1 protein-coding gene is annotated in these 1,188 nt (G+C 32.8%); it reads left to right on the top strand.

Features of this window, described 5'->3' with window-relative positions; genetic code table 11:
* Window positions 1-340 precede the first annotated feature (340 nt).
* Window positions 341-592 carry a hypothetical protein gene (locus CO726_RS30960; RefSeq protein WP_099686827.1) on the top strand — a complete coding sequence of 84 codons (252 nt, stop codon included), beginning with the start codon at window positions 341-343 and terminating at the stop codon, window positions 590-592.
* Window positions 593-1,188 lie beyond the last annotated feature (596 nt).

The following is a 1,188-nucleotide window of genomic DNA, read 5'->3' as shown; positions in this document are numbered from 1 at the left end:
CTATTATACACCAAACATATATTCGATAGATAGTGAAGCAACACTTTATGTATGTCGAACAATTAAGATGGCTTCCTGCCATCCCTTATTCGAAGCCAATTCATCTCCCACCTACTCACTGGGCTGTGACCCTTCACGCTCCTTGAGGAAGGAGTCTTCTTGGCTAAAATGATAAATAATATAGTTGTTAAAAAAGGATAATAAAATCGTTTAATAATAGTACTGTAATTATTAACGCATAAAAATATTTTCAATGTCTCATCTAAAAATGTTTACAAAGTTATCACTTTTGGTATAATAAAGATAACAAAGTTATCACTTTTTAAAGGGGATGTTATAAATGGAAAAATATATTGTGAACTACCATACTGGAATCACAGAAGAAGTTGAAGTTAATGATTTAAACGAAGTAAAGGAAATTGCCCAAAAAGGTATTGCCTACACGCAAGAAAAAATCACAATCGAAACTTTAGATGGCGAAGTTATCACAACGGCATATTGGTACGGAGTATCCCCCCAAGAGGATGACGCTGTACTTGAAACTGTTGGTGGTGGATTTTATCAAACATGGAGTGATGAATTGGGGGAGTAATTCCCCCTCTCGTTGGTTTAAAAGAATTTGCTGAGATACTCGGTTGGGATAAAGCACGTTTAAGCACAAAGTATTCTCGACAACGAGGTGGGAAAAAAGTAAGACCATTATTACCCGAACCAATTCAAACCCTAGCTTCAACACCTATTTGGACACTAAAACAAGCAAAAAAGTACAAAGCTATAATTGATGGGCTGAAAGAGAATGATCAATAATCATGAAATAAAGAAAATAGATAATCGAGATTGCAAACAAAAATGGATTATAGTATTTTTTTATATTTTGGTATTTATGTATTTGTATTTCGTGTTGCTTTTTTCTCATTTCAATAAACTACAAGGAAAAGCTGTAATTGTGTATCTACTTCCATTTTAATTGAAATTTTACCTATATACAGCAACACTTTTTATAAGTAAAGGAGCGATTACTGTTGAAAATGACAAAAGGAGATGCAATACTTCGCTTACTCACAGAAATTAAATTAGAGCTGAAAGAAACAAAAGAGGCTATTGAAAAATTAGATGAGAGATTAGAGAAAATAGAAAAGCAAACACTTCCAATAAATTCATCTAAACCTACACTAAATACTCGAAAAG

The organism is Bacillus fungorum (genome assembly GCF_002746455.1).
Classification (GTDB): Bacteria; Bacillota; Bacilli; order Bacillales; family Bacillaceae_G; genus Bacillus_A; species Bacillus_A fungorum.
Note: the sequence above shows the minus strand (reverse complement) of the source record. Positions and strands in the feature narration are given on the sequence as shown.

Excerpts from the sequence above, each read along its gene's own strand:
- CO726_RS30960 (WP_099686827.1), top strand. The coding sequence starts at position 341 with ATGGAAAAATATATTGTGAACTACCATACTGGAATCACAGAAGAAGTT.